Origin of the sequence: Celeribacter baekdonensis (genome assembly GCF_900102315.1) — a bacterium.
Classification (GTDB): Bacteria; Pseudomonadota; Alphaproteobacteria; order Rhodobacterales; family Rhodobacteraceae; genus Celeribacter; species Celeribacter baekdonensis.
In genome coordinates this window covers 72,447-96,522 of sequence record NZ_FNBL01000008.1, presented here as the reverse complement: position 1 = coordinate 96,522, position 24,076 = coordinate 72,447, and the positions used below count along the sequence as shown (strand labels likewise).

General features: G+C 60.1%; 29 protein-coding genes. 11 read left to right on the top strand and 18 right to left on the bottom strand.

All coding sequences use genetic code 11. From position 1 onward, the window contains the following. Positions 1-7 precede the first annotated feature (7 nt). Positions 8-316, top strand: a complete 309-nt coding sequence (locus BLT54_RS14040; RefSeq protein WP_074645932.1) for a hypothetical protein — start codon at positions 8-10, stop codon at positions 314-316. A 58-nt stretch (positions 317-374) separates the two neighbouring features. Here the strand turns inward: BLT54_RS14040 and eda are convergent, their stop codons facing one another. Further along, positions 375-1,016, bottom strand: a complete 642-nt coding sequence (eda, locus tag BLT54_RS14035) for a bifunctional 4-hydroxy-2-oxoglutarate aldolase/2-dehydro-3-deoxy-phosphogluconate aldolase (protein WP_074645931.1) — start codon at positions 1,014-1,016, stop codon at positions 375-377. 215 nt (positions 1,017-1,231) lie between these two features. Here eda and BLT54_RS14030 point away from each other — a divergent pair, with 215 nt between their 5' ends. Beyond that, complete coding sequence (locus BLT54_RS14030) at positions 1,232-2,356, top strand: NADH:flavin oxidoreductase (RefSeq protein ID WP_074645930.1); 1,125 nt, start codon at positions 1,232-1,234, stop codon at positions 2,354-2,356. A 90-nt stretch (positions 2,357-2,446) separates the two neighbouring features. Here the strand turns inward: BLT54_RS14030 and edd are convergent, their stop codons facing one another. Next, positions 2,447-4,252, bottom strand: coding sequence for a phosphogluconate dehydratase (edd, locus tag BLT54_RS14025; RefSeq protein WP_074645929.1), 1,806 nt, complete (start codon positions 4,250-4,252; stop codon positions 2,447-2,449). 359 nt (positions 4,253-4,611) lie between these two features. Between edd and BLT54_RS14020 the strand changes: the two genes are divergently transcribed. From BLT54_RS14020 to BLT54_RS14005, 4 genes are all read left to right on the top strand, one after another. Continuing rightward, positions 4,612-4,791, top strand: a complete 180-nt coding sequence (locus tag BLT54_RS14020) for an RSP_7527 family protein (protein WP_074645928.1) — start codon at positions 4,612-4,614, stop codon at positions 4,789-4,791. A 153-nt stretch (positions 4,792-4,944) separates the two neighbouring features. Continuing rightward, positions 4,945-5,562 (top strand): DUF6778 family protein, encoded by a 618-nt coding sequence (locus BLT54_RS14015; RefSeq protein ID WP_074645927.1) that lies wholly within the window; start codon positions 4,945-4,947, stop codon positions 5,560-5,562. A 56-nt stretch (positions 5,563-5,618) separates the two neighbouring features. Next, the gene (locus BLT54_RS14010) at positions 5,619-6,824 is read left to right on the top strand and encodes an RSP_2647 family RNA methyltransferase (protein ID WP_074645926.1); all 1,206 of its coding nucleotides are present in this window, start codon (positions 5,619-5,621) and stop codon (positions 6,822-6,824) included. Between the two features lie 22 nt (positions 6,825-6,846). After that, positions 6,847-7,386, top strand: a complete 540-nt coding sequence (locus BLT54_RS14005) for an RSP_2648 family PIN domain-containing protein (RefSeq protein WP_074645925.1) — start codon at positions 6,847-6,849, stop codon at positions 7,384-7,386. Between the two features lie 29 nt (positions 7,387-7,415). Here BLT54_RS14005 and BLT54_RS14000 read toward each other — a convergent pair whose 3' ends face one another. The 5 genes from BLT54_RS14000 to BLT54_RS13980 form a co-directional block, all read right to left on the bottom strand. Continuing rightward, complete coding sequence (locus tag BLT54_RS14000) at positions 7,416-8,099, bottom strand: M48 family metallopeptidase (RefSeq protein WP_074645924.1); 684 nt, start codon at positions 8,097-8,099, stop codon at positions 7,416-7,418. 38 nt (positions 8,100-8,137) lie between these two features. Beyond that, positions 8,138-9,322, bottom strand: coding sequence for a vWA domain-containing protein (locus tag BLT54_RS13995; RefSeq protein ID WP_074645923.1), 1,185 nt, complete (start codon positions 9,320-9,322; stop codon positions 8,138-8,140). Positions 9,323-9,335: 13 nt separating this feature from the next. Next, entirely contained in the window at positions 9,336-9,500 is a 165-nt protein-coding gene (locus BLT54_RS13990; protein WP_074646043.1) for an apolipoprotein acyltransferase, read from the bottom strand. A 79-nt stretch (positions 9,501-9,579) separates the two neighbouring features. Further along, on the bottom strand, positions 9,580-10,995 hold the full coding sequence (locus BLT54_RS13985; protein WP_083351822.1) for a DUF2927 domain-containing protein: 1,416 nt from the start codon (positions 10,993-10,995) through the stop codon (positions 9,580-9,582). Positions 10,996-11,153: 158 nt separating this feature from the next. Next, positions 11,154-11,597, bottom strand: coding sequence for a GNAT family N-acetyltransferase (locus tag BLT54_RS13980; protein WP_074645922.1), 444 nt, complete (start codon positions 11,595-11,597; stop codon positions 11,154-11,156). A 241-nt stretch (positions 11,598-11,838) separates the two neighbouring features. Here BLT54_RS13980 and BLT54_RS13975 point away from each other — a divergent pair, with 241 nt between their 5' ends. After that, complete coding sequence (locus BLT54_RS13975; protein WP_074645921.1) at positions 11,839-12,150, top strand: DUF2934 domain-containing protein; 312 nt, start codon at positions 11,839-11,841, stop codon at positions 12,148-12,150. 29 nt (positions 12,151-12,179) lie between these two features. Here BLT54_RS13975 and BLT54_RS13970 read toward each other — a convergent pair whose 3' ends face one another. Beyond that, entirely contained in the window at positions 12,180-13,025 is an 846-nt protein-coding gene (locus BLT54_RS13970) for an AAA family ATPase (RefSeq protein ID WP_074645920.1), read from the bottom strand. A gap of 195 nt (positions 13,026-13,220) precedes the next feature. On the opposite strand from BLT54_RS13970, the gene dksA reads away from it, so the two are divergent. Both dksA and BLT54_RS13960 read left to right on the top strand, forming a co-directional pair. Then, positions 13,221-13,643, top strand: a complete 423-nt coding sequence (gene dksA / locus BLT54_RS13965) for an RNA polymerase-binding protein DksA (protein WP_009571650.1) — start codon at positions 13,221-13,223, stop codon at positions 13,641-13,643. Positions 13,644-13,825: 182 nt separating this feature from the next. Next, positions 13,826-15,001 carry an FAD-dependent oxidoreductase gene (locus BLT54_RS13960; RefSeq protein ID WP_074645919.1) on the top strand — a complete coding sequence of 392 codons (1,176 nt, stop codon included), beginning with the start codon at positions 13,826-13,828 and terminating at the stop codon, positions 14,999-15,001. Between the two features lie 45 nt (positions 15,002-15,046). Here the strand turns inward: BLT54_RS13960 and tpiA are convergent, their stop codons facing one another. Then, positions 15,047-15,793: a triose-phosphate isomerase gene (gene tpiA, locus BLT54_RS13955; protein ID WP_074645918.1), complete on the bottom strand. Its 747-nt coding sequence runs from the start codon at positions 15,791-15,793 to the stop codon at positions 15,047-15,049. A gap of 275 nt (positions 15,794-16,068) precedes the next feature. On the opposite strand from tpiA, the gene rpiB reads away from it, so the two are divergent. After that, positions 16,069-16,518, top strand: coding sequence for a ribose 5-phosphate isomerase B (gene rpiB / locus BLT54_RS13950; RefSeq protein ID WP_074646041.1), 450 nt, complete (start codon positions 16,069-16,071; stop codon positions 16,516-16,518). A 21-nt stretch (positions 16,519-16,539) separates the two neighbouring features. On the opposite strand, the gene BLT54_RS13945 is transcribed toward rpiB, so the two are convergent. The 6 genes from BLT54_RS13945 to BLT54_RS13920 are packed head-to-tail and all read right to left on the bottom strand — an operon-like array spanning position 16,540 to position 19,873. Then, positions 16,540-16,851 (bottom strand): TfoX/Sxy family protein, encoded by a 312-nt coding sequence (locus BLT54_RS13945; RefSeq protein WP_074645917.1) that lies wholly within the window; start codon positions 16,849-16,851, stop codon positions 16,540-16,542. After that, complete coding sequence (locus BLT54_RS13940; protein ID WP_074645916.1) at positions 16,848-17,234, bottom strand: TfoX/Sxy family protein; 387 nt, start codon at positions 17,232-17,234, stop codon at positions 16,848-16,850. Before BLT54_RS13940 ends, BLT54_RS13945 begins: the two co-directional genes overlap by 4 nt. Next, positions 17,234-17,599, bottom strand: coding sequence for a HesB/IscA family protein (locus BLT54_RS13935; RefSeq protein WP_074645915.1), 366 nt, complete (start codon positions 17,597-17,599; stop codon positions 17,234-17,236). Before BLT54_RS13935 ends, BLT54_RS13940 begins: the two co-directional genes overlap by 1 nt. 24 nt (positions 17,600-17,623) lie before the next feature. Beyond that, positions 17,624-18,340 carry a DUF3307 domain-containing protein gene (locus BLT54_RS13930; RefSeq protein ID WP_074645914.1) on the bottom strand — a complete coding sequence of 239 codons (717 nt, stop codon included), beginning with the start codon at positions 18,338-18,340 and terminating at the stop codon, positions 17,624-17,626. Next, positions 18,333-19,007, bottom strand: coding sequence for a MarR family transcriptional regulator (locus BLT54_RS13925; RefSeq protein ID WP_143026822.1), 675 nt, complete (start codon positions 19,005-19,007; stop codon positions 18,333-18,335). Before BLT54_RS13925 ends, BLT54_RS13930 begins: the two co-directional genes overlap by 8 nt. 11 nt (positions 19,008-19,018) lie before the next feature. Next, positions 19,019-19,873, bottom strand: coding sequence for a LysR family transcriptional regulator (locus BLT54_RS13920; protein WP_074645912.1), 855 nt, complete (start codon positions 19,871-19,873; stop codon positions 19,019-19,021). A 97-nt stretch (positions 19,874-19,970) separates the two neighbouring features. On the opposite strand from BLT54_RS13920, the gene BLT54_RS13915 reads away from it, so the two are divergent. Further along, positions 19,971-20,159 (top strand): hypothetical protein, encoded by a 189-nt coding sequence (locus BLT54_RS13915; protein ID WP_143026821.1) that lies wholly within the window; start codon positions 19,971-19,973, stop codon positions 20,157-20,159. 63 nt (positions 20,160-20,222) lie between these two features. Here BLT54_RS13915 and BLT54_RS13910 read toward each other — a convergent pair whose 3' ends face one another. The 3 genes from BLT54_RS13910 to rimK form a co-directional block, all read right to left on the bottom strand. Then, positions 20,223-20,585 carry an SUF system Fe-S cluster assembly protein gene (locus BLT54_RS13910; protein ID WP_074645910.1) on the bottom strand — a complete coding sequence of 121 codons (363 nt, stop codon included), beginning with the start codon at positions 20,583-20,585 and terminating at the stop codon, positions 20,223-20,225. Positions 20,586-20,650: 65 nt separating this feature from the next. Then, positions 20,651-22,171 (bottom strand): pyruvate kinase, encoded by a 1,521-nt coding sequence (locus BLT54_RS13905; protein ID WP_074645909.1) that lies wholly within the window; start codon positions 22,169-22,171, stop codon positions 20,651-20,653. Between the two features lie 172 nt (positions 22,172-22,343). Continuing rightward, complete coding sequence (rimK, locus tag BLT54_RS13900) at positions 22,344-23,738, bottom strand: 30S ribosomal protein S6--L-glutamate ligase (RefSeq protein WP_074646040.1); 1,395 nt, start codon at positions 23,736-23,738, stop codon at positions 22,344-22,346. Positions 23,739-24,076 lie beyond the last annotated feature (338 nt).

Here is a 24,076-nt window from a genome sequence, read left to right as displayed (position 1 = left end):
GACACTCATGGCCTATTCGGACCAAGACTCGACCCCAGAGGTGACGGTGGACGCCGCGCTTGATCCCGGCGGGCTGATCCGGGAATCCTACCGGATTGACGGGCTCAGCATGTCCGAGGCGCGCTCCATTTTCCTCGATTGGGCGATCAAACTCGCGCCCGAACTTCAGCCCCAAATCGCCATTCGCCGCTTGTTGGCGCTCTATGCGCCATATGGCGGGCCGTCGCATCCGATGACGGTTGTGTTGCAAGAGGGTCTGGGCGAATTGGCCGAGGCACCGCATCGCCGGGGCGGATCACGGGCGCGTCGCCCTTAAGACAAAAGGGCCAGAGCGTTGACTCTGACCTGATTGTTTTGATCCGTTCGCTAATGGCTTAGCGGGGCAGGGCCGCCGCCTCGCGCGCCAGCTCTTCGATGGCTTTCCAATCGCCTTTATTGACCAAATCCGTCGGTGCCACCCAAGAGCCGCCGACACACATCGTGTTGGACAAGCTCAGGTATTCATGGGCATTTTTCAACGAAATGCCGCCAGTTGGACAGAATTTCATCTGTGGCAAAGGCGCGCCGATGGCCTTGAGCGCGGGGGCACCGCCATTGGCCTCAGCCGGGAAAAATTTCGCCACCGTGTAGCCGCGTTCCAACAGGCGCATCACGTCGGAGGCGGTGGAGGTTCCCGCCAAAAGCGGCAGATCGGCGGCCTCGCAGGCATCGAGTAACCGATCGGTCGCGCCCGGAGAGACGCCGAATGTCGCGCCCGCCGTAATCGCCGCAGTGACATCGGCGGGGGTCAAAAGCGTGCCGGCACCGACCACGCCGCCTTCGACCTTGGCCATTTCGCGGATCACATCGAGGGCGACAGGCGTGCGCAGCGTGACTTCGAGCGCGGGCAATCCGCCCGCCACCAAAGCCTCTGCCAAGGGGCGGGCATGGGCCAGGTCATGGACGACAAGCACGGGCACCACGGGGGCGAGGGCACAAATTTCGGCGGCTTTCAGGCTTGCCTCTTGCGGGGTCATGGGCGCGTCCTTTCGGGTCTGGAGGGTTGTCACCCTGTTAGCGCTAAAAGCGTCGGAAATAAAGTCAAACTTGATGGGCGCACGGCTTTGCGCGCGCTTTGAGGCAGAGGGCCGGGATGAGCGTTTTTGTCCAATGCCCTGCGCGCCCCTTGCTTGGTGTTTGCGCCAACATATGTGAGGCGGGACAGATTTACATATAGTTCCCGGAGACCACGATGACGACAGATTCCCTGGCGAGACCTGACACGCTTTTCCGCCCGTTTTCTTACAAATCCCTCAGCCTCAAAAACCGTATCGTCATGGCGCCGATGACGCGCGGCATGGCCCCCGAAGGCATCCCCGGTGCCGCCAACGCGGATTATTACGCCAAACGCGCCGCGCATGAGGTGGGGCTGATCCTGTCCGAGGGCACGGTGATCGACCGCCCGGCCTCGCGCAACTTGCCGGGGATTCCGTTTTTCCATGGCGATGCGGCTTTGGCGGGCTGGAAAGGCGTGATTGACGCGGTGCACGCGCAGGGCGGTAAAATGGGGCCGCAGCTTTGGCACACCGGATCGACGCGCGCGGGCGCATGGGAACCCGAGGCCCCGGTAGAGAGCCCCTCTGGCTTGGTCGGCCCCGGTGATCTGCGCGGCGTGGCGATGTCTGAGGCCGATATCGAAGCCACAATCGCGGCCTTTGCCAAATCCGCCAAAGCGGCCAAGGATCTGGGCTTTGATGTTGCCGAATTGCACGGCGCGCATGGCTATTTGATCGACCAATTCTTTTGGTCCGGCACCAATCTGCGCACGGATGCATGGGGCGGCGAGACGATCGAGGCGCGCTCGCGCTTTGCGGTTGAGGTGGTCAAGGCGGTGCGGGCCGCTGTGGGGCCTGATTTCCCGATCATCCTGCGGCTGAGCCAATGGAAGCAACAGGATTACACCGCCAAATTGGCCTCCGATCCGGCAGAAATGGAACGCTGGTTGCAGCCTCTGGTCGATGCGGGCGTTGACATCCTGCATTGTTCGCAGCGCCGGTTCTGGGAGCCTGAATTCCCGGAGATCGACGGCGAAGAGGGGCTGAATTTTGCCGGTTGGGCAAAGAAAATCACCGGGGTTCCGACGATCTCTGTCGGCTCCGTTGGCCTGTCGAGCGACTTCGGCGGGGCCTTCGCCGGGCAGGGCTCGGAGGTCACGCCGCTTGATAAGCTGGTGCGCCGGATGGAGACAGACGAGTTTGATCTGATCGCCGTGGGTCGTGCGCTTTTGGGCGATGCCCAGTGGGTCGAAAAGGTCAAAGCCGGGGCCATGGACCGGTTGCAAAACTTTGATGCAGCCGCTTTGGCGGAATTGGTCTGAAGATCGAAGGAGATAAGCCCCCCGGATGACATTTTGCATTCGGGGGGATACGTTTTAGAGCGCATTGTTCACGATTGAATCTGCAACGCTTTAGTAAAGCGAACAGGCGCCTTCGGTTGCGGGACCGGCATTTTGGCGGAAGGTTTCAAACAACTCGCGGCCCATGCCAACCGTGTTGGCCGAAAGGTCAGCGGTGATCAGATCGCGGGCGTCAAAGCCCTCTTCGAGCACCTCCAAAACGCCATGGGTGGCATCGACCCGCACCAAATCCCCATCGCGCAATTTGGCGATGGGACCGCCACAGGCGGCCTCTGGCGAGACATGGATACAGGCGGGGACTTTGCCCGACGCACCCGACATCCGGCCATCGGTCACGAGCGCCACTTTCAGTCCACGATCTTGCAATACGGCCAAGGTCGGCGTCAGCGAATGCAGTTCCGGCATGCCATTGGCGCGCGGGCCTTGGAAACGGACGACCACCACGGTGTCTTGCGTGAATTCGCCATTTTGAAACGCGGTTTTGACGTCATGCTGTTCGTGGAAAATCCGCACTTTCGCTTCGACCACATGATGTTCGGGTTTGACGGCGGAGACTTTCATCACCCCGCGCCCGATGTTGCCTTTCAGCTCTTTCAACCCGCCGACGGGCAGGAACGGGTTCGACGCCGGGCGGATGATTTTGTCGTTGAGGCTCTCCTCTGGACCATCTTCAAAGGTCAAAACGCCGTCGCGCAATTTCGGCTCTTTGGTGTAGAGCGACAGCCCGTCTCCGACGATGGTTTTCACATCCTCATGCAGCAATCCGGCCTCCAAAAGTTCACCGATCATATAGCCAAGCCCGCCCGCCGCATGGAAATGATTCACATCGGCCAGACCGTTGGGATAGACCTTGGCGAGCAAAGGCGTGGCATCCGAGATGTCAGAGAAATCTTGCAGGTCCAAAATGATCCCGGCGGCGCGTGCCATGGCGGGCAGGTGCAACACAAGGTTGGTCGAGCCGCCCGTGGCCATCAGGCCGACGATGCCGTTCACAAACACTTTCTCGTCCAGGATATGGCCAACCGGGCGGTAGTCATTGCCCAAAGCGGTGATTTCCATCGCGCGTTTCGCCGCTTGTGTCGTTAACGCATCGCGCAACTCGGTGCCCGGATTGACAAAGGACGCGCCCGGAAGGTGCAGGCCCATGATCTCCATCAGCATCTGGTTGGTGTTGGCGGTGCCGTAAAAGGTACAGGTGCCTTGGCCGTGATAGGCCTTCATTTCGCTGTCCATCAATTCGCGGCGGGTGATCTCGCCGGTGGCAAATTTCTGACGGACTTTCGATTTCTCATCATTGGTGATGCCCGAGGTCATCGGTCCGGCGGGCACAAACACGGTTGGCACATGGCCAAAAGCGGCGGCGGCCATGATCAGGCCGGGGACAATTTTATCGCAGACGCCCATATAAAGCGCCGCGTCGAAACAGTTGTGCGACATGGCGATGGAGGCCGACAGCGCGATGGTGTCGCGCGAGAACAGCGACAATTCCATGCCCGGCTGACCTTGGGTGACGCCATCACACATGGCGGGCACGCCGCCCGCGACTTGGGCTGTGCCGCCTGCGGCGCGTGCGGCTGCACGGACCAGATCGGGGTAATGTTCATAGGGTTTATGCGCCGAGAGCATGTCATTATAGGCGGTCACGATGCCAAGGTTGGGCGCACGTCCATCGGCCAGGGTGTCTTTGTCTTCCGCCATCGCGGCATAGGCATGGGCCTGATTGCCGCAGGACAGATGCGCACGCACCGGGCCTTGCTCTGCCGCTTGCGCGAGGCGGGCAAGATAGGCGGTGCGGGTTGGGCGGGACCGTTCGATGATACGGGCTGTAACGGCGGCGATTTGATCATTCAGGGGCATGGCATGGCCTTTTGAGTGCGTGTCTTTGGATGCGTGTCTTTGTGTGGCTCGGGCGCATTTGTGCCGCGCGCGCCCCGTGTTGGGGGGCGGCCATAGGCCCGTTAGCGCTAACCTAAACTGTATTGGCGCTCCTGTCCATCACATGCGGGAGCATGCGGCAATGCGGCGCTTTTGTTTGGTCCCAACCTGCCAGAGATAAGGGATGCGTGCAAAGGCTTTGCGACTGACGCATGGCGGGTCTTCGGGATTGTCTCTCGTCATGTCAGATGTGATGACCTAATTTCAAACGCAACGGGAGGATCAACACATTGGTCCGGTGGTCGATCAGATCGGCACCAGAATTTGAAAAGGATGATCCTATGAACACTCACACAGACACGCGCAGCGTTGCTTATATCGACACATTCGCCATCGAGCAGCAGGCCCATCAAATGCGCGCTGAGGCCGCACGCGAGATGGTTCTGGCGTTTGGCAAATGGCTGCGCCGCCGTTTTGCTGCGTCGCATGCCTCCAAGTCGCATGCCTCCAAATTGGCCTGACGCCCAGACCGCGGATGCCCTCAGGGGCGCAGAGCGGTAAGTGACCAAAACACCTATGAAATCCCGGAAATGCTCCGGGATTTTCTTATTTCTGCCTCAATCTTTATGGAAATTAACCATGAATGAAGAGGGGACATCCCCCGGAGGCCGAACATGAAAAAGCTCATCAAACTCGCCGCAGCCCTGACACTCGCAGCCGCCACCAGCGCCTGCACAACGGACACAATCTCCCGCGCCGTGCCGTTGAGCGCGCCGCTTGGAGCCACGTTACCGACCGCCGATGCGGTTTTGGTCGCGCCGGATTTTCGCGTCACACAGGTCCATGTCGTCGTGCCCGACACGTTGACCGTGTCTGAAGACAATGGCATCAAACCGCGCGCTGACATCGTGTGGCGCGAAGATCCCTATGGCGATCGCTACGCGCAGGTCAAAGCGGTGATGGAAGCGGGCTTGATGCAGGGCGCGAAAACGCTTTCGGGTCAAAAAGCGGTGACTCTGGATGTTCAATTGGTCCGGTTTCATGCGCAAACCGAACGGGTGCGCTATTCCAATCTGCCCAGCAAACATGAGATCGAATTCCTGTTGACGGTGCGCGATGCCAACACCGGTGCGGTGATTGTGCCCGCGCATATGGTCAACGCCACGCTTGATGCGCTGGGGGGAAACGCCGCCATTGTGGCCGACCGTGCCGGCATCACCCAAAAATCGCGGATTGATGCCCATCTGGCGCAAGTGATCCAAGCGGAACTGGGCAAACCGATGACGCTCTGATCCTTCGGCACTGATCCCTCTTGTCCTGAGGGCCAGAACCCAGATATGAGGGCTCTATGACAGAGCCCTCATTTTCCATTCCGACCATTCGCCTCAAACCCAAAGCCAACGCCCGGGCCATTCGCCACGGTGCTCCTTGGGTCTATGACAATGAATTGGTCGTCGATCGCCGCACCAAATCCATCCTGCCCGGCACCATCGCCCGGCTGGAAGACGCAGAACGCCATTTTCTGGCCCTCGTCGCCGTCAATCCCAATTCACGCATTTTCGGCCGGGTCTTGGCCCGCGAAGAAGATGAGCAGATTGACGAGGCGTGGTTTGTGGCCAAATTCACCGCAGCACTGAAGCACCGCGCGCATATGTTCGATGCGCCGTTTTATCGGCTGGTCCATGCCGAGGCCGATGGCCTTCCGGGCGTGGTGATTGATCGGTTCGGGGACACCTGTGTCGTGCAACCCAACGCCGCCTGGGCCGATGTGCGCATCGACATGCTCACCGCCGCTTTGCGCCAAGTGACCGGCGTCTCCACTGTGGTGATGAACGGCACGGGCCGCGCGCGCGGGCTTGAGGGCTTGGAAGAAAAGACCGAAATCCTCACGGGCGCGGTGGATGGCCCGATCCCGGTTCAGATGAACGGGGCCACCTATATGGCCGACATCATGGGCGGGCAAAAAACCGGGCTGTTCTACGATCAACGCCAGAACCACGTTTTTGCTGGGCGTCTTGGCAAGGGTCAAAAGGTTTTGGACGTCTTCTCGCATGTCGGTGGCTTTGCCTTGGCCACACTCGCGGGGGGTGCGGCTTCGGCGCTGTCCGTTGACAGCTCTGCGCCGGCACTTGAACTGGCGGAACAGGGCGCGGCGGCGATGGGGGCGACAGATCGCTTTGCCACCCGCAAGGGCGACGCGTTCGACACCATGGCCGCGCTGTTGGAAGAGGGCGAAACATTTGACGTGGTGATCTGTGATCCGCCCGCCTTTGCGCCGTCGAAAAACGCCATTGAAAAAGGGATGCGCGCCTATGAACGGGTGGCGCGGATGGCGGCCCCCTTGGTGCGCGAAGGCGGCTATTTGGGCCTGTGCTCTTGCTCCCATGCCGCCGATCTTGAGACCTTCCGCAACGCCTGTAACCGTGGCATTGGTCGCGCCGCACGTTCGGCGCAATTGATCCATACGGGCTTTGCCGGCGCCGATCATCCGCTCATGCCGCAGCTCGCCGAGAGCGGTTATTTGAAAGCCCTGTTCTACCGCATGATGCCGTAAGATCGGCGGGGAAGACCTTGATATGAAAGTGCTTTTGGATGCCTGTGTCTTGTACCCCACCGTCATGCGGGAGGTGCTTTTGACCGTGGCGTCCAAGGGGCTTTTCACACCGCTATGGTCGGATCGTATTTTGGAAGAATGGGCCCGCGCCGCGCGTAAAATCGGCCCCACAGGCGAGGCGCAGGCGCGCGGCGAAGTCGCTTTGGTCAAAGCTGCCTTTCCCAACGCGTCGGTCAAGCGCCACGAAGGGCTTGAGGCGCGGCTTCATCTCAAAGACGAAAATGACATCCATGTTTTGGCCGCGGCGATTGCCGGCAATGCCGATGCGATCATCACTCTGAACGCGCAGGATTTTCCACGGCATATCTTGGCCGAAGAGGGCCTCGAACGCTGGGACCCGGACAGTTTTTTGTGGCGGCTCTGGTCGGATTATCCCGATGAGGTCGCAAGCGCGGTTGAAACCGTGCGCCAAGAGGCGGAGCGCCTGTCCGGTCAGCCATGGGAGCTGCGCAAGCTGATGAAAAAGGCGCGGATGCCGCGTTTGGGCAAGGCGTTAGGCTGAGTATTTGAATCACGGTAAAGAGGGGCGGCTTAACGCGCCCATTTCGCCTCATTGGCCTCGATCGCTTTGATCCGTTCTTCGACCTTAGGGTGGCTCATGAACCACGCGGGCGTCTTGGCCCCACGCGCGCCGGTCAGGCGGTTGAGCTTATCGAACAGCGATTTTTGCGGCCCCGTGCCGATCCCGGCTTTCACCAGTAGGGCGGAGGCATAGGCGTCCGCCTCATATTCATCCGAGCGCGACAGTTTGGCCGCCAACATTTGCGTGAGCCAAGTGGCGATATAGGGGCCGATGCCGGGGATGAAACGCGAAAAGATCATCGCCATGGCGCTGCGCAGCGCATTTTGCCCCGAAAAATCAATCATCCGCCGTTTGGAATGGCCCAAGGCGACATGGCCCAACTCATGCGCAATGACGGAAGCCATTTCCTCAGATGTGATCTCTCCCGCGCGGAATTTGTTGTAAAACCCACGGGTGATATAGACCTTGCCGTCAGGGGCGGCGAGGCCGTTGACCGGGTCGATTTCATAGAGATAGACCCGCACACGCGGCAGATCGAGCGCCTTGGCCAAGCGCATGAACACCCGCGCCAGTTCCGGGTCGGCCAACTCATTGGACTGCGCTTCCAACTGACGCACAGTGCGCCAAGCCGACAGGCGGTACATGACAAGGCCCATGATCAGGGCGAGAAGGATGGGTGTAAATCTCAACATGATGTGAATATGGGGGCAGGGCGCGCGTTGGCCAAGCCCTATCGTCCCAAAAGCTTCATGCCGCGCTCCAACCCCGCAAGGGTCATCGGCACCATGCGGTGGTCGAAAATCTCATCCATCATGCCGATGGAATGGGTGTAGCCCCAATGCGCCTCGGGCACCGGGTTGAGCCAAATGTGATCGGGCCAAGTGTCGCGTGCCCGTGTCAGCCAGACCTCGCCCGCCTCTTGGTTCCAATGCTCATTGGCACCGCCCGGCATGGCGATTTCATAAGGGGACATCGAGGCATCGCCGACAAAAATCACTTTGTAATCTTTGCCATAGGTGTTCATCACTTCGCGCGTTGGTACGGTCTCGCCCCAGCGGCGGGCATTGTCGCGCCAGACGCCTTCGTAGAGGCAATTGTGAAAATAGTAATATTCGAGATGTTTGAACTCGGCGCGGGCGGCGGAAAACAACTCCTCAACCACCCGAATGTGATCGTCCATCGAGCCACCGACATCGAAAAACATCAGCACTTTGACGGCATTGCGCCGCTCGGGCCGGGTTTGCACGTCAAGATAGCCATGTTCGGCGGTGGAGCGGATGGTGCCGTCGAGATCAAGCTCCTCATGTGCGCCATCGCGGGCCCATTTGCGCAGCCGTTTCATCGCCACTTTGATGTTGCGCGTGCCCAGTTCCACCGTGTCGTCAAGATTGCGAAATTCGCGTTTGTCCCAGACTTTGGTGGCGCGGCGATGGCGGGATTTATCCTGACCGATGCGCACGCCTTCGGGGTTATAACCATAGGCACCAAAGGGCGAGGTGCCGCCGGTGCCGATCCATTTGTTGCCACCTTGGTGGCGGCCTTTTTGCTCTTCAAGACGCTGTTTGAGCGTCTCCATCAGCTTTTCAAACCCGCCCAAGGCTTCGATCTCGGCCATTTCTTCGGCGCTGAGATGTTTTTCCATCTCACGCCGCAGCCAGTCTTCGGGCAGATCGACAGCGTTTAAGATGTCGTCTGAGGAAATGCTTTCAAGACCCTGAAAGGATTTGGAAAAGGCGCGATCAAAACGGTCGAGGTGGCGTTCGTCTTTGACCATGGTGACGCGGGCGAGATAGTAAAACCCGTCAATGTCATAGAGGGTCAGGCCGCGATCCATGCCCTCTAAAAAGCTCAGATATTCACGCAAAGAGACCGGAATGCCCTCCGCGCGCAAACTCTGAAAAAACGGCAGGAACATCGCGTCCGCCCCCTTAGATCAGCCGCTCGATGATCACGGTCAACAGCAGGCCGACCATAGTACCGACCATACAATACACCGCTGCATATTGCAGCTTATCCAGCCGGTTGCCGTCCCGTTTTTTGGCGATCCGCCAGCCATAAAAGCCGCCGATCAGCGCCAGAAGGATTACGATCATCTTTTTGCTCCCTTGCGCGGGCTCTTTGCGCCAAAGCTGTGCCAAAACACAGCGCTCAAACCGACCAAGCCGCGTGCCGTTATGGGGCGAGGGCGGCAATTTCGGCGACGCGGGCCCGAACCATTGCATCTGAGCCAAAGCCATATCGTGCCCAGCCCAGACTGTCGAGGCGCAGCGCGCGCGCATCACCGCTGCGGCCCATGGCGTCCAGTGCCTCGGCTTCGGTTAACATCAACGAGGCCAAGAGGGCGGCGTTTTCGGCCTCGGTCGCGGCAGGAATGGCGCGGGCGGCGATTTCATAGGCGGCTTGGTCTTGGCCTTCGGCGAGGGCCAGCGCGGAAAGTTGCATTGCCACATGGGCGGCATGAAACCGGGTTTCAGGATGCGCGCCGTAAATATGCGCCGACTGCGTCAAGGCGCTATGGGCCAAGGCCCGGTCGGAACTCAACGCCAAACGCCCCAAAAGAAACCATGAAAACCCGGCGCGTGCGTCGTCCCAGCCTTGCGCGCGCGCGATGGCCACGGCGGCTTCGGCGGCGGCTTTGCGCGCCGGGATCGGCCCCGCGCTCATGGCGGTGGTCACATGATCTGTCCATGCGCGCGGGGTTGGGCTTTGGACGGGGGTCTGGACGCTTTCGCCCGCCGGATGCAGCCGTTTCAAAATCGCGGGCAGACGGGCGGCCACCTCGGCGCGGGTCATGCCCGACTGTAACTCGGGCGCATAGGTGACTTTGAGCATCAACATGTCAAACGGGGTCAAAACCGAATGGATATTGTCGTCGTTATAGACCGAATCCGCGAGGCGGTAGAGATCGTTGAGGGGGCCAAGAGCCTGTGCCAATTCTTCGTGCAGGCAATCGCGGATTTCTTGCGGGGCGACATCATCGGGGATGAAAATCGCCAAGCGGGTGCGGATGTCGACTTTGGTCCAACTCAGATTTGGCCGCCGCGCGCGTTTGAATTCGCTCCAGTCCGAGACATTGGGCGCGACGATACAGGCGGTGTTGGGCGCGCGGCGGGCCAATTCGCCGTGGGGCAGGGTTTCGATGGTGATCGAGGCGGGGCTGCCCGCCGAGACGCGGGTGATTTTGACCCCGGCCTCTTGGTCCAAGCGGCGCAGAAGCGCGGCCAGATCAGGACCCAGCGAGATCGGCGGGCGTGCGCCGGTGACGCGCAGGGTGATCGGGCCTTCAAACCGGGTCATTTGCGCGAGCGGTGTGCCGTTTTCCAAGGCAAAGCTGAGGTCAAGGAAATCGCGCGCCAGCGAGGCATTGGAGCGCGTGGTGTGACGCGGCGCTGTGCCGGAAAACACTTTCATCGGTGGCAGGTCCAGCACCATCGCGGGCGCGCGCGTCGAGGGCGGGTGTTGCGGCAGGGCCGTGGCGCAGGCGGCCAAAAGCGATAGGCTTAGGAGGCCAAAAGCGGGGCGAAAGACACGGGGCTTTGTCGATGCTATGCGCGCGGGGACAGGCGCCGTGCGGGGATCGGTTTTCATATCTGTCAAACCTTATGCCTTTACGCATTACAACCTGAGTATCAGGACAATCTAAGTATCAGGGATCAAACCAAGCAACTGTGGCGCGCGCGTCTTCAATTCGAGGAGAATTTACGGCACTGCGCGCCAAAAGCAAATCAAAGCCCGCGCCGGGGTCTCTAGCTGCGCGTATATTTGATGAACGGCGTGAGGGTGGCGATCCGGTCATAAAGCTGGCGCGCCGTGGCGTTGAACGCCTGCGTCATCCAATAGACATTGGGGGTGCCATGGGCATCGGCCAGCGCATAAACGCCTTCGATCAGCGCCCGCCCGGCGCCGGTGCCGCGCGCCGCCTCAGAGACAAACAGGTCTTGGAGATAGCACACATCTTCGATCCGCCAATTGTGGGCGTGGAAAATATAATGAACCAACCCAATGAGTTGCCCGTCAAGTTCCGCCACCAAAGCGCCACGTTCCACGGCATGCGGGTCGGTCAGGCGCGCGAATGTGGCATCATAAATCTCTTGCGGCAGTGTGGTTTCATAAAAGGTCAGGTAATCGCGCCAAAGCGCCGCCCAAGGGGCGCGATCCTCATGGGTCAGCGGGCGAATGGTCAGGGACATGGGGCACTCCTTGTGGGGTCTCGCTGCAAGCTGTGATCTTTTGTGCGACCCGAAGCAAGTCCCGTGTGTGCGTTTTTGAACTGCCTGAAAACCATGCGCCCTGTGCGGCTTCGGTGCATTTGCGCGGCGGTTTTCGCCCAAAGGGGGTGCAAACCGCGGGTTCTGTCACGAAATCTTAACCACGGGTGCTTAGTCCCGATGCTACACTGGCATCACCCCTCACAACCCATCAGATTTACATATGACACAACAGACCCAAACCGACGATCACATCCGCGATGCGGCGTATTTCCTTTGGCTCAAAGACGGGCAACCCGAGGGCCGCGATCAAGAACATTGGCATGCGGCACAGGCGGAGCTGATGCCAGCGGCCGTCACTGAGGCGCCAAAGCCGAAGGCCCCGCGCAAAAAGGCGGCTGCGAAACCGCGCGCCGCCAAAGCGGCAGCCGCGACCAAGGCAGAGGCCGCGGCCAAACCCGCCGCCCCCGCCGCCGCTCCCGCCGCCAAGCCGAAAAAGCCCCGCGCGCCCAAAGCCGCAGCCAAGGCGGAGTAAGGCAAAAGGCGGAGTGAGGCAAAAGGCGGTTAACGCCGCCCGCCACTGCGCGCCATAAAGGCCAGGCGCTCAAACAGCGCCACGTCTTGTTCATTCTTCAAAAGTGCGCCGTGCAATTTCGGCAGCGCATCCTTGCCGTCGCGCGCCAAATCTTCGGGCGAAAGATCCTCGGCCAGCAACAGTTTCAGCCAATCCAAAACCTCGGAGGTCGATGGTTTTTTCTTCAACCCCGGCGTGTCGCGGATCTCGTAAAACTGGCTCAGCGCGGTGCTCAAAAGCCGCTCTTTGATGCCGGGAAAATGCACGTCTACAATGGCGCGCATCGTGTCCATGTCGGGAAAGCGGATGTAATGGAAAAAACAGCGGCGCAAAAACGCGTCGGGCAATTCCTTTTCGTTGTTTGAGGTGATGATCACCACCGGGCGCTGTTTCGCGCTGACCGTCTCGCCGGTTTCATAGACGTGAAACGCCATTTTATCGAGCTCTTGCAACAGGTCGTTGGGGAATTCGATATCGGCCTTGTCGACCTCATCAATCAACAACACGACCTTTTTGTCGGCCTCAAACGCCTGCCAAAGTTTGCCCTTTTTGATGTAATGGCGCACGTCTTCGACGCGCGGGTCGCCAAGCTGGCTGTCGCGCAGGCGCGACACCGCATCGTATTCGTAAAGGCCTTGTTGGGCACGGGTGGTGGATTTGATGTTCCACTCGATCATCTCAAGCCCCAAGGCGTTGGCGATTTGGCGGGCCAGTTCGGTTTTGCCCGTGCCCGGTTCGCCTTTGACCAGTAACGGCCGCTCTAAAGCGATGGCGGCATTCACGGCGACGGTGAGGTCTGTGGGGGCAATATAGCTGTCGGTGGAGGAGAATTTCATCGGTTTTATGCGCTCTCGGACAAGGGATAGGCCGGATCATAACAAGGCTTGGGAAAGGTGCAATGCGACAGAGATTGTGACGTGACATCCCTGAACAAACGCGGTAAACGAGCCGCAATTGGAGGGTGCCGGATGGCTGACGACACTACATCATTGGCCATAGGCGCGCTCACTGACACGACAAAGGTGACAAAGATGAAGGCCGAAGCTTTCCTGCCTGATGACTACCGCCCCGCTGAGGGCGAACCTTTCATGAATGAGCGTCAGCTCGAATATTTCCGCCGCAAACTTTTGGCGTGGAAAGCCGATCTATTGGACGAAAGCCGCCACACCATCGAAGGGTTGCAGGACGGCACGCGTAATATTCCCGACATCACCGACCGGGCCTCTGAGGAAACCGACCGCGCGCTTGAACTGCGCACACGGGACCGTCAACGCAAGCTGGTGCTCAAGATCGAACAGGCGTTGCGCCGGATTGATGAGGGCGAATATGGCTATTGCGAAGTGACGGGCGAGCCGATTTCGCTCAAACGTCTCGATGCGCGTCCGATTGCGACCATGACCTTGGAAGCGCAAGAACGCCACGAGCGCCGCGAAAAAGTACATCGTGACGATTGATCGCTCAGGCGATGTGACGATTGATTGATCACGCAGTCGTGGATCGCTCAGGTGGTTAGGCCGTTCCCCTCTCTCGCGGCATTATGCGCGCGTGACAGACTGTGCACAGATATGGCAAACACCGGGGGACATCTCCCGGTGTTTTCTTTTGCGACAGCGGGACCAGAGATAAGGAACGTTCCATGTTGATTGGTCAGGATATCGCCGTCCTCGGCGCGGGTGTGGCGGGGCTTGCGCTTGCGCGGGCTTTGGCGCTGCGCGGGGCCAAGGTCACGGTCTATGAACGCGCCGCCCAGATCACCGAAGTCGGCGCCGGGTTGCAAATCACCCCGAACGGCGCGCGGGTTTTGACCGCTTTGGGGTTGGATGCGACCGCGGTCGCGATGCGTTCTGAGGGCGTGCGTTTGATGGATGGCTATATGGGGCGCGAGGTCTTGCATCTTGATGTCAAAACAGCCCGTCCGAATGACGACTTCCTGTTGATGCACCGCGCCGATTTGATCTCTTTGCTCGAACAGGGCGCGCGCGATCTGGCGGTCGACATCCGCCTGTCGCATAGCGTTCAGGCCATTCATGGCGATGCGGGTGGGGTGAGCCTTGTGTTCGCCGAGGGGGCAGAGGCGGGGAAACAAGAGGCGCGTCATGACGTGGTGCTTGGGGCGGATGGGGTCAACTCCGTGCTGCGCCCGATGCTCAATGGTCCGGCCAAACCGTTTTTCACCGGCCAAACCGCGTGGCGCGCCACGGTTCCGGCGACGGGCGGCGAGGCCCCTTTGGCGATGGTCCATATGGCGGCGGGGCGACATGTGGTCAGCTACCCGTTGCGCGACGGGGCGTTGATCAACATCGTGGCCGTCGAAGAGCGCCCGGAGTGGCATGAGGAGGGGTGGAACCACCCCGGCGACCCGGCGGAGATGATGAGCCATTTCGCCAATTTTTGCCCCGGTGTGAGGGGGCTTTTGGGCCGGGTGACTGAGGTCGCGCGCTGGGGCCTGTTTCGGCATCCGGTGGCGCTGCGTTGGCATTCGGACCGCACGGCTTTGCTGGGCGATGCCGCCCATCCAACCCTGCCATTTTTGGCGCAGGGCGCGAATATGGCCTTGGAGGATGCTTGGGTCTTGGCCGATTGTTTGGCGAAACTGCCGCTTGATCAGGCGCTTGCGGCCTATCAATCCTTGCGTCGGGCGCGGGTGGTTCGGGTGATCGAGGCGGCCAATGCCAATGCAAAAAACTACCATTTGAGCGGCGCGAAACGCTTTGTCGGCCATGCCGCTTTGCGCTTTGCCGGTCAAATCGCACCGCGCCAGGCGGTGGAAAGATTTGCCTGGCTCTATGATCATGATGTGACCGCGCTCTAAAGGCGGGGGGACGCCGCGCTTTTGGATGAGCGCGGCGTTTCTATGTCAGGCCGCTTCGAGCGCCGTGATGATTCCGGCAAAATCCGCCGCTTTCAGCGAAGCTCCACCGACCAGCGCGCCATCGACATTTGAGGTCGCGAAAATTTCGGCGGCGTTGCCCGGTTTGACCGAACCACCATAGAGCAATGGCACATCGTTGGCCGTGTCGCCATAGCGCGCGGTCAATGTGGCGCGGATGTCGTCATGGACCTCTGCGATCTGTTCAAGCGTCGGGATTTTGCCGGTGCCGATGGCCCAAACCGGCTCATAGGCGACCACGAGTTTGGACAGGTCCACCGCGTCGGGCAGCGACGCCGAGAGTTGGTGGCGGATGATTTCCAATGTCTCGCCCGCCTCGCGTTGGGCCAAGGTTTCGCCAACGCAGACCACGGGTTTGAGCCCCGCCATCACCGCCGCCATGGTTTTTTCACAGACCACAGCGTCGGTCTCGCCATGATCGGCGCGCCGCTCGGAGTGACCCAAAATGACGTAATCCGCGCCTGCATCGGCCAGCATTTCCGCTGAAATGTCACCCGTGTGCGCGCCGGAGGTTTTCATATGGCAATCCTGCCCGCCGACGTCGATTTTGGTGTGAGCCAATGCGTCGGCCATGCGCGCCACCAAGGTCGCGGGCGGGCACAACAGAATGTCGACCTTCGGGGCCGGGAACATCTCGGCCAGAGCCTGCGCCTCTTTGAGGCTGGTGTTGAGCCCGTTCATTTTCCAATTGCCTGCGGCCAGTTTGCGTCCCATGCGTGCTCTCCTTCTCCATGTTGGCCGCATCATTGCAGCCTCTTGGGGCTAGTCAAGCGACTGTGGGCGCTAACGTCTCTGATGTGGCGCAAATCGGGGGGAATGTGCCGCACAGAGCGGCGTTTTGGGGCGGAGGCGGGGGATCTGCGACATTTGGGCCGGGCTTTGGCGGCAAAGGGGAGGTTGCGCGGTCTTGAATTGTGGTGAAATTGACGCCACAAGCGACAACAGAGACACGCCGCGCAACGGCTTTGACACAACGGGACCAAATCGCCATGACCGCCAACACCCGCATCGTTCTTTCCAGTGATCACGCCGCCATTGCGTTGCGCCAAGCGATCGCCACGCATGTCGCCTCTCTTGGGTGGGAGGTGGTCGATATCGGCCCGACGACACCCGAAAGCACGCATTATCCGATGCATGGCGAGGCCGCCGCGCGGCGTGTGGCCTCCGGCGACTGTCGGTTTGGCATCATCGTGTGCGGCACGGGGCAGGGCATCATGATGGCGGCCAACAAGGTCAAAGGCATCCGGTGTGGCGTTTGTTCCGATGAGTTTTCCGCCCGCATGATCCGTCAGCACAACAACGCCAACATGCTGGCGCTTGGCGCGCGTGTGATTGGGGAGGGTCTTGCGCTCAGCGTTGTTGAGGCCTTTTTGACCGCTGAATTTGAGGGCGGTCGTCACGGCACGCGGGTCGATATGATCGACGCTTTGGAACAGTAACGCGGCGAGCACGGGCCGGGTCTAAAGCGCGGCCAAGGCCCGCTGCGCCCAATCGCTTGCAAGCGCTGGATCATCAAGTGCGGTCTCGGGCAGGGTCCAGTAATGCATCCCACGCCCATCGCCCATTTCGAATTTCTCCGCCCCCTCTGAGGCGAGGGCGGCGGCGAAATCGCCCTTGGCCTTGAGGTAAATCCGGCCCTCGGATGAGAGGATCGCGAAAATCTGACCGTCCGAATAGATCGACAGCCCGCCCATCATTTTGCGATGACTGATCGGACCCACCGCCTCAAACAACTCGTGAACAAAGGCGATGTCTTCGTCGGACACGCTCATGACGCGGCCTTTTTCGCGGCTTTTCGGGCCTTTTGACGGCGTTTGTCTTGGGCGGCTTTGAGGGCGGGGGGATAGGACAGTCGCGCCCAGTGCACGGCCTCTTCTGGATCGTCCAGAGCACTGTCGGGCAGGGACATGAGGGAGGGCACCACCGTGGTGCCGCCGGATTTCTGATAAGAAAACGGGTGCGACCCGGCGGCTGCGAACGCCGCCTCTGTGCTGGTGTCGGATTTCATCCAAATCGTCCCACCCAACAGGCAGGCAAACATCACATCCCCGTCGAGATAAAGCGCCGTACCGCCAAACATACGTCCCGTTGTGACGGGGGACAACTCCGCGAAAAGATCGCGCGCGTGCTCAATCTCCTCTGGCGTGGCGGCCATCAGGTGCCCTGCGTCAGGCTTTCGTCGAATTTGATCGACTCGCCACAGCCACAGGCGTCCACCACGTTTGGATTGCGGAATTTGAAACCGGATTCCAAAAGCGAGACCTCGTAATCAATCTCGGTGCCAAACAGGAACATCTGTGCCATCGGGGCAATCATCACCCGCGCGCCGTCCTGTTCAACGACCTCGTCCATCGCATTGAGGTCGGACACATAGTCCATGGTGTATTCCATCCCGGCACAGCCCCCCTTTTTGATGCCGATGCGCAGGCCTTTGGAGCCATCTTTCTCCATCAACCGCGCGATCTGTTTGGTTGCGGCTGGCGTGAGGGTGACAGCTTGTTTTCCGGGAATGCCGAACATGAGAAGGTCTCCTTTGACCTCAATCTAGGGTGTTTGGCCCGTGATTCCAAGGTCTGGTAGCTGTGCACCAAGGAACATCACCGCGAGCGTCACCGCAAGGGCCCAGCCAAAGGAGGCCAATGTGCCGATGATCACCCATTCCGCTTTTTTGCCATCTTGTGTTGCTTCAAAGCGCAACACCGATTTTGCCGCGACCAAAAACCCGATGCCGCCCGCCATATCGCCGATCAACAACAGGTAAATCAGCCCGCGTTCCAACAGCCCAATCCAAAACCCGCCCTTATCAAGGCTCTCCTCAATCGGATTGTCGCCAAAGCCCGCCATCAATTTGCCCACAGCAAACCCGCCCGCGCGGGTGACATAAATCAATCCGGCGGCATAAAGCATGAGTTTGGGCAACCAAGAGAGATCGCCATAGACTCCGCTGGCATAGATATCCGGCGCGGCTTTGGCGAAGATTGCAAGGGTGAGCAGATGCAACGCTTGGTCCGCGATATGCGGCAGGAATTTATCGGAGAAGGCTTTGACCTTGATCGCATCAATCGCGACATGGATCAGCGCGAGGGCGTAAATCGCCGGGGAGGCGACGTGGCCGGTCGTGGCCATGGCGGTGAGCAGCACGATGAGAAAATGCAGAAACAACGTCTCGGGTTTGGATTTGGTGTCGACCATGGCGGCGGACTGAAACACGTAGTCGGCAAGAACATGGGCGAGAAAGAGGGCGGCGAGGGTTTCAGGCATAGACTGTTTCCTCTTCCAGTGTATGCAGCACTTCGAGCAGGAGGTGATAGGCGGCCGCGTCCAAGGTTTTTCCGACGGATTGTCGTGACACGCCGAAAAGGTCGGCGACCTGTTTTTGTGTCGGTGGGGTGAGGCTGCGCAGAAATGGGAGAATGGTTTTGGCCTGTGTTTCTGTCCAACTGCTTGAAATATGGTCGATCATGAGGGCCACGGCTTGAAGTGGTCCGCCGTTTGCGTAGGACATCCGGATGGGGTCTTTCATCTGGTCAAGGCATTGGCCTGACAATACAAAAGTTGCGTCTGAAGTTGTTTCTATGGCTTCAGGCAAGGTTCCTGATCCGGTTGAAATAGCCAGCCGTGTGTCAATGGCGGGTGAGATGCTGCGCAGGTGTGCCCGTATGACAAGCGCCATTCTAAACGCTTCGTTTGGGGCTTCAGACGCAATTTGCCAACCGTCACCGCGATGCTTTGACATTTTCGCAGGCGCCCCCCATCCGCTGATATCGGCAAATGCGTCAGCGAGCGCGCGCAGAGCCGCATCAAATTGATCCGGCGAAAGGGTTGTGCTTTTGGCGATGTCGCCTGTCAGGACTGTGAGAGTCATATGGGCTTTTAAAAGAAGGGCGTTTTGCAACCTATATCGGTTTCTATTTGAAAAAGAAACCATTTTTGTATGCGCTACGCCGCAAACCGTTCCGGGGCCGTCAACAGCTCCGCCAACCCCTCCAACGCGGCGCGCACGGGAGGGTCATGGCGGGCGTCATGGTGGCAGACCAGCCATTCGTCATGGGTCAGCGCGGCGATCTCTGGCGAGACCTGCATGAGGCCCGCGACATCGCGCCCGGCAAAGGTTGGCAGGATCACGCGGCCGATGCCTGCAGCCGCCATGTCGGCGGCGGAGCGGGCGTCTGAGGCGGTGGCGATGATCTCGTTGGAGTGCGTGCTGCGTAGCCAACGTTCCGACGGCGTGGTCGGCATATCGTGGTGCAGGGTGACATAGCCCGCCACCTCTGGCCCGACCGCATATTCGGCATAGGTGATTGGTGAAAGTTTGCGTCCGGCGAGCCAGCTTTGCTCTGGGCGGCGGTTGCGGATGCCGATGTCGGCCTCGCGCCGGGCAATGTCGACGTTGGAGTTTGAGGCCATCAGGGCCGGACGCCACGCGCACTCCGGCGTCCATATTCGCGACAGGTGACGGGCGACATAGCGCGTGGTCCAGCCGCCTGCGGTGATGCGGACCTCGGGGGCGGTCTCTTTGAGTTGAAAGCGGCAGAGGCGCGTGGCGGCTTCGCGTAGCGCTTCGGCCTCTTGCAACAACGCACGGCCCTGTGAGGTCAATGTGTAGCCGCGGGGGCCGCGTTCGAACAGGCGCTTGCCAAGGGTACGTTCCAGTTCCCCCATGCGGCGGGACAGCGTCGGCTGGGAGGTGCCTGTGGCCTTTTCGGCCCCCGACAATCCGCCCGCATCCGCCACGGCGAGAAACAGGTAATAATCGTCCAGCTTTGGCGTGCCGCGACCAAGGGCGTCTTTCATTTTTGAAACCTGAATTGCCAATATGTTGGGTATTTGGGTGATGTCTCTGCCGTTACAGTCGCTTCAATCCTTTAAAATTGCAACTGTGGAGATGCCGATGTGGCCGTTCTTTCCGATCAATCTGCCGCGCGTCAATGCGCAGGCCCCAACGGGCTATCGGGCTGAGAAAGCGCTGCGTGAGGCAGAGCTGCGGCGGCTGCGGGCGCAGGACCGGCGGTGGCGGCTTTGGCTTTGGCGTTGGCTTTGGCCGTGGGCCAAAAGACGCCCCCCAAAGGATTTGCCATAAAAAATGGCCCGCCGCCGCAGCACAGGCCATTTTGGGTCTTAAATCTGGGTCAAATCTCGGCGTTTACATGAAGCCAAGCTCAAGACGCGCCTCGTCGGACATCATTTCCATGCCCCACGGCGGGTTCCATGTCAGTTCGACATCGACATGTTTCACCCCGGCCAACGGTTCGATCGCATCGGCCAACCAACCCGGCATTTCGCCGGCAACCGGACAGCCCGGCGCGGTCAGGGTCATCAAAATGAGAACTTCATTTTCGTCATTGATCTCAATCGTATAGACGAGGCCAAGGTCATAAATGTTAACCGGAATTTCCGGGTCATAGACCGTGCGACAGGCCTCAACCACAGCATCATGCAGCGGGTGATCCGTGCTCGACGGTTTGATCAGCGGTGTGCCCTCGATGGGATTTGCCTCTTCGCTCATCTGCGCGTTCTCCTATATCCGAGTGAACATATAGGGAATAGGTGGGCGGGCGTCCAGAGGGGGTCTTACACCGAAATATTTCCACGCCACGAGCGCAGCGGTCCAAGGCGGGCGGATTTTTTCGACATATGCCGATCCATCCGGCCCAAAACCCGCGACAAAAACCGGATCGTGTCACAGACATACGGCCCCTTGTTGAGCATCACGCAATCGGCACGTTGGGCCATGGCGGCGTCGGTGGTTTCGGCGCGGGTGGCGAGGCCTTCTTTCATCAGGCCCTCAAGCACCTGCGTGGCCCAGACCACGGGGGTGTGCGCCGCCTCACAGAGCCAAAGCAGCTCTTCTTGCATCTCCGACATGCGCTCCAGCCCGATCTCCACCGCCAAATCGCCGCGTGCGATCATCACGGCGGTCTCACACAACGCACCCGATTGGACGATCAGCCGGGGCAGGTTGCGGATCGCTTGGCTGGTCTCAATCTTCAACACCACGCCGGGACGGTGGCCGCCTTCGGGCAGGCGTTTGTCGACTTCGGCGATCAAAAGCCGGATGTCTTCGGGCGTCTGCACAAAGGAATAGCCGATCAAATCGGCGCGCCCGACGACGAAATCAAGCGCTGTGCGGTCGTCCTCGGTCAGGGCTGGGATGTCGATCTCAACCGCAGGCAGGTTAAAGCCTTTCTCGGGTTTGAGTTTGACCCCTTCAGGCCCGGCGCGGGTGACTTTCAATTTCGCGCCTTTTGAGGTGATTTCAACCACTTCCGCGCCGATTTTGCCGTCATCAATGAACACGGCCATGCCGGGGGTCAGCCGGTCGATCAATTCGGGGTGGCTCAGCGAGAGGGCGGCGTGTTTGGCCTTGGCTTTCGGGGCCTCGCGCAGAATATCAAGCCGATCATCGACACAGACCCGCGCTTTGTTGGGGCCTGCGACAGCGCCAGTGCGCAGTTTCGGCCCGGCCAAATCCATCAGGATCGGGACATAGCGCCCGATCTCAACGCCCGCTGCGCGGATGTTGGTGATCATCGCGGCCCAGAGCTCGGGGCCATCATGGGCGCAATTGATCCGCATGGCGTCCGCGCCCGTCCGGATCATGTCACGGGTCAGACCGGGATCAGTGGCGGCCTCTGTCGGGACCGTCACCAAGATGCGTGAACGCGGCGCACCGGAGGCCCCGGTGCCAAAGGCGGTGTCGCGGCGCGCGGCGAGCCGGGCGGGGCCACGGGTCAGGCGTGAGGGATCGGGAAAGGCGGCGGGCACTCCGGTCAGGCCACTGAGCGCGGCTTCGACCGCATCAAGAGACGCGCGCACATGCGGTTCGCAGCGGCCCAGGGTCGACAGGCCCAAGGCGGCCAAATCCGGTTGCACGGCGGACAGATCGGTGTGGCGGAAGGCCAGATAGGTCGCGAGGTTTTGCGCCGAGGGGCGAAAGGCCTCGCGCATATCGAGATCGGCCCAATCGCTCCAGATCGTGTCTGTCTCGGTGGCGATGTGATCGCGCAGGGTGCGGACCCGCGTCAAAAGATCGGCCGGATTGGGTGCAAGCGGGCAGGAGGGGGCGCAGAGTGAGGAAGAGGGGGCGGACATGGGGCACCTATCTGTGACAGTTGCGGCCAGTGTTCGCCGGTCTTGGTAACGGCGCTATGGCACAGATCAAAGAATGGCCTGTTTTAAAAAAGAAACACCGTCCGGGCGTGGGGCACGGGCGGTGCGAGGGATCAGTGCGGGGGATTTCTGTGGGGGATTTCTGTGGCTGAGATCAGGTTTTACTGCGGCTTTTGCGGGCGGGCGTGGGGCGGACCCGTTTTTCGATCATGTCATAAAGCACTCCAGCCAAATTTTTGCCGGTGGTGGTCTCCGCGCCTTCAAAGCCCGGCGAGGAATTGACCTCCAACACTTTCGGCCCATCTTCGGCACGCAACAGATCGACGCCCGCCATACGAAGGCCAAAGGCCTTGGCGGATTTCAACGCGACGTCGCGTTCGGCTTTGCTTATGCGCACGGTCGAGGCGGTGCCGCCCAGGTGCAGGTTGGAGCGGAAATCGCCGCCCGAAGACGAGCGTTTGATCGAGGCCACGACTTTGCCGTCGATGACGACACAGCGGATGTCTTCGCCCGCAGCTTCTTTGACGAAATGCTGGACCAAAAAGTTGGCTTTGAGGCCGCGAAACGCCGAAATCACCGATTGCGCCGCCTTTTTGGTTTCGGCCAGGACCACGCCGCGGCCTTGGGTGCTTTCCAACAGTTTGACAATGAGCGGCGCCTGGCCCGCCAGGGCGATCAGGTTGTCGGTGTCTTTGGGCGAGGAGGCGAAAGCGGTGGTCGGCATCCCGATCTGGTGGCGTGAGAGCACCTGATGGGCCTGAAGTTTGTCGCGCGATTTGGATATGCCTTCGGAACCATTGACGCAAAACGTGCCGATGGTTTCAAATTGCCGGATCACGGCGGTGCCATAAGAGGTGATAGACGCGCCGATGCGCGGGATCACGGCGTCATAGCGCGGCAGGCGCTCGCCATCGTAATAAATCTCCGGGGCCATGGCATTGATCACCATGTAACAGCGCGCGGTGTCGATGACCTCAACCACATGGCCGCGTTTTTCGCCCTCATCCACCAACCGTTGGGTCGAGTAATTGTCCGGTTCGCGTGACAGGACCGCAATGCGCAGCGCGCGCGATGGCAAGGTGTCGCGGATCGCGGTGGTGAAATAGGCACTGTCGTCCAAAACCGGTTGGCAAAAGCTCTCGGTCGGTTGAACGATCATATCTTCAGAAATCGCCTGACGGCCCAAAAGCATCCGGTAGGCCATATTGGTGCGGTTGGTCAGAGTGATTTCAATCGGCCAGCGGCGATCACCCATCTGGATTTCGGATGAGATGACATAGCGCAGCTCGGTTTCGCCATTGGACGAGGTGACTTCGCGGCGATCCACCACATCGGCGGAACAAGAGATCACGATGTCCTCGCGCGCCGGAATGGGGTGGATGTTAAAGCGCACTTTCGGGGCATCCGCCTTGCCAAAGGGTTCGATGTCAAAGGCATGCAGCGCCGAGGTGCGCGCGCCTGTATCCACCTTGGCCTTGAGCGCGGGCAAGCCGAGATCCGGCAGTGCAGTCCATTCTTCCCAGCCCAAAGCGAAAGGAGCTTTATCCATCATTGTCGTCTTTCATTTACTGGGGGAGGTCCCGTCGCGGCCACGTTCAATTCCCCGTGTGCCGCGTTACACGCGCCCAATGTCATCCTTCTGTGTGTATGACAAGAGGGTTTGTGAATTTTGTGACAGGGGTGGTGAAAGGCCGCGCAGGGGGGCGTGACAGGGGCGCGTGACGTAGCGAATGACCGTGACGCGTGACCGTGACGCGTGACCGTGGCGCGTGACTGTGGCGAAGGGCAAAGGGGCCTTGGCAACGCCCGGCCAGGAGGCGCGCGGCGCGATGGCTGAAGAAAGGGGCATTCCTGTGCGGGTATGCATCAAAACTGCCGTTTTCTTAA

What these genes read in the sequence shown, in the direction of transcription:
- BLT54_RS14040 (WP_074645932.1), top strand. Translation starts at nt 8, where the DNA reads ATGGCCTATTCGGACCAAGACTCGACCCCAGAGGTGACGGTGGACGCC.
- eda (WP_074645931.1), bottom strand. Translation starts at nt 1,016, where the DNA reads ATGACCCCGCAAGAGGCAAGCCTGAAAGCCGCCGAAATTTGTGCCCTC.
- BLT54_RS14030 (WP_074645930.1), top strand. Translation starts at nt 1,232, where the DNA reads ATGACGACAGATTCCCTGGCGAGACCTGACACGCTTTTCCGCCCGTTT.
- edd (WP_074645929.1), bottom strand. Translation starts at nt 4,252, where the DNA reads ATGCCCCTGAATGATCAAATCGCCGCCGTTACAGCCCGTATCATCGAA.
- BLT54_RS14020 (WP_074645928.1), top strand. Translation starts at nt 4,612, where the DNA reads ATGAACACTCACACAGACACGCGCAGCGTTGCTTATATCGACACATTC.
- BLT54_RS14015 (WP_074645927.1), top strand. Translation starts at nt 4,945, where the DNA reads ATGAAAAAGCTCATCAAACTCGCCGCAGCCCTGACACTCGCAGCCGCC.
- BLT54_RS14010 (WP_074645926.1), top strand. Translation starts at nt 5,619, where the DNA reads ATGACAGAGCCCTCATTTTCCATTCCGACCATTCGCCTCAAACCCAAA.
- BLT54_RS14005 (WP_074645925.1), top strand. Translation starts at nt 6,847, where the DNA reads ATGAAAGTGCTTTTGGATGCCTGTGTCTTGTACCCCACCGTCATGCGG.
- BLT54_RS14000 (WP_074645924.1), bottom strand. Translation starts at nt 8,099, where the DNA reads ATGTTGAGATTTACACCCATCCTTCTCGCCCTGATCATGGGCCTTGTC.
- BLT54_RS13995 (WP_074645923.1), bottom strand. Translation starts at nt 9,322, where the DNA reads ATGTTCCTGCCGTTTTTTCAGAGTTTGCGCGCGGAGGGCATTCCGGTC.
- BLT54_RS13990 (WP_074646043.1), bottom strand. Translation starts at nt 9,500, where the DNA reads ATGATCGTAATCCTTCTGGCGCTGATCGGCGGCTTTTATGGCTGGCGG.
- BLT54_RS13985 (WP_083351822.1), bottom strand. Translation starts at nt 10,995, where the DNA reads ATGAAAACCGATCCCCGCACGGCGCCTGTCCCCGCGCGCATAGCATCG.
- BLT54_RS13980 (WP_074645922.1), bottom strand. Translation starts at nt 11,597, where the DNA reads ATGTCCCTGACCATTCGCCCGCTGACCCATGAGGATCGCGCCCCTTGG.
- BLT54_RS13975 (WP_074645921.1), top strand. Translation starts at nt 11,839, where the DNA reads ATGACACAACAGACCCAAACCGACGATCACATCCGCGATGCGGCGTAT.
- BLT54_RS13970 (WP_074645920.1), bottom strand. Translation starts at nt 13,025, where the DNA reads ATGAAATTCTCCTCCACCGACAGCTATATTGCCCCCACAGACCTCACC.
- dksA (WP_009571650.1), top strand. Translation starts at nt 13,221, where the DNA reads ATGAAGGCCGAAGCTTTCCTGCCTGATGACTACCGCCCCGCTGAGGGC.
- BLT54_RS13960 (WP_074645919.1), top strand. Translation starts at nt 13,826, where the DNA reads ATGTTGATTGGTCAGGATATCGCCGTCCTCGGCGCGGGTGTGGCGGGG.
- tpiA (WP_074645918.1), bottom strand. Translation starts at nt 15,793, where the DNA reads ATGGGACGCAAACTGGCCGCAGGCAATTGGAAAATGAACGGGCTCAAC.
- rpiB (WP_074646041.1), top strand. Translation starts at nt 16,069, where the DNA reads ATGACCGCCAACACCCGCATCGTTCTTTCCAGTGATCACGCCGCCATT.
- BLT54_RS13945 (WP_074645917.1), bottom strand. Translation starts at nt 16,851, where the DNA reads ATGAGCGTGTCCGACGAAGACATCGCCTTTGTTCACGAGTTGTTTGAG.
- BLT54_RS13940 (WP_074645916.1), bottom strand. Translation starts at nt 17,234, where the DNA reads ATGGCCGCCACGCCAGAGGAGATTGAGCACGCGCGCGATCTTTTCGCG.
- BLT54_RS13935 (WP_074645915.1), bottom strand. Translation starts at nt 17,599, where the DNA reads ATGTTCGGCATTCCCGGAAAACAAGCTGTCACCCTCACGCCAGCCGCA.
- BLT54_RS13930 (WP_074645914.1), bottom strand. Translation starts at nt 18,340, where the DNA reads ATGCCTGAAACCCTCGCCGCCCTCTTTCTCGCCCATGTTCTTGCCGAC.
- BLT54_RS13925 (WP_143026822.1), bottom strand. Translation starts at nt 19,007, where the DNA reads ATGGTTTCTTTTTCAAATAGAAACCGATATAGGTTGCAAAACGCCCTT.
- BLT54_RS13920 (WP_074645912.1), bottom strand. Translation starts at nt 19,873, where the DNA reads ATGAAAGACGCCCTTGGTCGCGGCACGCCAAAGCTGGACGATTATTAC.
- BLT54_RS13915 (WP_143026821.1), top strand. Translation starts at nt 19,971, where the DNA reads ATGTGGCCGTTCTTTCCGATCAATCTGCCGCGCGTCAATGCGCAGGCC.
- BLT54_RS13910 (WP_074645910.1), bottom strand. Translation starts at nt 20,585, where the DNA reads ATGAGCGAAGAGGCAAATCCCATCGAGGGCACACCGCTGATCAAACCG.
- BLT54_RS13905 (WP_074645909.1), bottom strand. Translation starts at nt 22,171, where the DNA reads ATGTCCGCCCCCTCTTCCTCACTCTGCGCCCCCTCCTGCCCGCTTGCA.
- rimK (WP_074646040.1), bottom strand. Translation starts at nt 23,738, where the DNA reads ATGGATAAAGCTCCTTTCGCTTTGGGCTGGGAAGAATGGACTGCACTG.